The 2,649-nt window shown below is 35.9% G+C and carries 2 protein-coding genes; both read left to right on the plus strand.

Annotated elements, in window-relative coordinates:
* Positions 1-659: 659 nt before the first annotated feature.
* Positions 660-1,670: a ParA family protein gene (locus tag ABXH34_RS18530; RefSeq protein ID WP_353573374.1), complete on the plus strand. Its 1,011-nt coding sequence runs from the start codon at positions 660-662 to the stop codon at positions 1,668-1,670.
* A gap of 197 nt (positions 1,671-1,867) precedes the next feature.
* Positions 1,868-2,623, plus strand: coding sequence for a sulfotransferase domain-containing protein (locus ABXH34_RS18535; RefSeq protein ID WP_353573375.1), 756 nt, complete (start codon positions 1,868-1,870; stop codon positions 2,621-2,623).
* Positions 2,624-2,649: the final 26 nt, after the last annotated feature.

Genomic DNA, 2,649 nt, shown 5'->3' on the forward strand with positions numbered 1-2,649 from the left:
GGATTATATTATGGACAGATATAAGCTGATAAAGTGCTGAAATAATTGCATAAAAATCAGTAAATGATTGTTTTTTATCTAAAAACAACTTATTGTTACCAATTGATAACCATTGATTTTTAAAAAGCTGTTCTAAATAACATGAGCTTGACATGAATGTTTTGGAGTTTGTCAGGCTTCAACCTTTTTATAGAAAATAAATACCAATAAATTCAATGAATATCAGGCTTTTTGAACAACAAGATTGGGCTGCGGTTTGACAGATGACTGAACCTATATTTTTTCGCCACAGATTACACAGAACAGGAAGCACATAAGGTTTGGATTGATATACCTGCAATTATGTTTGTAGCTGTGAATGAACATAAAGAGATTGTTGGAACTTATTATATAAACTTAATCAAATTAGCCTGCTTTGGGAGCTCATGTGTGTAATTGTGATTATATTGTGAGTGAAAAGACGCACCAAGCACTAAACTTGAAATACACCTTTAGCAATTATGAGTTTCAACAATACTTATTTTGATAAAGCTTAAAATTTAAGATTAGTCTAAATTTGAGGTTAACAACATTTTCTACACTCTCATGTAATCAGCATTTTGCCCATAGCTTAGTGATTTCGGTTACAATGCGACGCAGTATGATTAAAGCGAAACACCATGAGCATTCCTATTATTGCGTTTTTTAACAACAAAGGTGGCGTAGGTAAAACTTCACTGGTTTATCATTTAGCTTGGATGTATCACCAGTTGGGTTTAAGAGTGATTGCCGCTGATTTAGACCCTCAAGCAAATTTAACCGCTGCCTTTTTAGAAGAAGAACGTTTAGAAGAAATCTGGCTACAAAATAATCGACCAAATACTATTTATCGTTGTGTACAGCCCTTGGTGCGAGGCGTTGGGGATATTGCAACACCTCAATTGGAAGATGTACGCCCCGGTTTATCACTATTAGTTGGTGATTTGTTCCTATCTGGCTTTGAAGATAATTTGTCGACAGAATGGCCGGGATGTATGGATAGAAAAGAACTATCATTTCGCATGACTTCTGCATTTTGGCGATTAATACAACGCTCAATGGCAATGTATTCCCCAAATGTAGTTTTGCTTGATTTAGGCCCCAACTTAGGTGCAATTAATCGTGCTGCAATGATTGCTGCGGATTATGTTGTTGTGCCTTTATCTCCTGATTTATTCTCACTGCAAGGTTTACAAAACTTAGGGCCTACTTTGCGTCGCTGGCGATTAGAATGGCATGAGCGTACAAAGAAAAATCCTAGCCATGACTTGAAGTTACCTACAGCCAAAATGCAACCCGTGGGTTATGTGGTTCAGCAACATTTACAGCATTCATCACGCCCCGATAAGCCTGCTAAAGCCTATCAACGCTGGATAGATAAAATTCCGAATACTTATCGCCGCACGATTTTAGATATACCTGAAACAGAACAAGACATTAGTGATGATGTATATTGTTTGGCTTTGGTTAAGCATTACAAGAGCTTAATGCCCTTGGCACAAACGGCACATAAGCCTATTTTCCAGCTAACTTCAGCGGATGGCGCAGTGGGAGGCAGTATCCACGCTGCCCAAAATGCGTATCAAGACTTTGAACAACTTGCCAGAAAGATTGCACGTAATTGTAAAGCGTATAAGAAAAATCAAGCCTAGGAAATGATAAGTAATCCATATTTTAATTTTTGGTGTATCCAAGATTACTTGTATGGATAGATTATTAGAAATATCAATCTTATAAGCACATATTTAATCTTATTTTTCCTGATGTTATGTGCGGGGCTTATTACATAAAAATATAAAAAAATGTAGTGTTACTGTAAATTTGTCCATTCAATCTAAAGAATACAAAAATGTCCCAAGTTACTCAACTCGTCGATTTTTTAATCTGTGGTGCGCAAAAAGCTGGAACTTCTGCATTGGCTCAAAGTTTGGGAGAGCGCTCTGATATTTATATGTCACGGCAGAAAGAATTACATTTATTTGATAATGATGGATTTTTTACAACAGACACCCCCAACTATGCAGATTATCACAACCATTTTTCAACTGCTCAGCCATATCAATTATGGGGAGAGGCAACCCCTGCTTATATGTATTGGCACGCTTCCCTGCAGCGCATTTATCAATATAATCCTAATATAAAATTAATTGTGATTTTGCGAAATCCTATTGAGCGAGCCTATTCACATTGGAATATGCAACAGCATAATAATGCACACGCTTTTTCATTTAGAGAAGCACTACAACATGAGCTTTTATTGAAAGAACAGGGCGTGACTGAGCATAAAAAATTCTCTTGTATTGGCCGAGGCTTCTACAGTCAGCAGCTAAAACGGATGTTACAATATTTTCCTAGACAACAATTATTAGCACTGAAATATGATGTGTTTAAAAATCAGCCACAATCAGCTTTAAATTCAGTATTTCGGTTTTTAAAATTGGCCTCAACGGAGGAGCTACATCAAATCAATGAAGTTTATGCACTGCCTTATCATTCAAAAATAACTAGCGAAGATAAGCAATATTTACAAAGCATTTTTGCGCAAGAAATACAAACTTTGGAAATAATGCTAGATTGGGATTGTAGCGATTGGATGATAAAATAATATTTTTAATATTAATAGTTTAAGTA

Source organism: Candidatus Albibeggiatoa sp. nov. BB20, from assembly GCA_016744725.1.
Taxonomy (GTDB): Bacteria; Pseudomonadota; Gammaproteobacteria; order Beggiatoales; family Beggiatoaceae; genus Albibeggiatoa.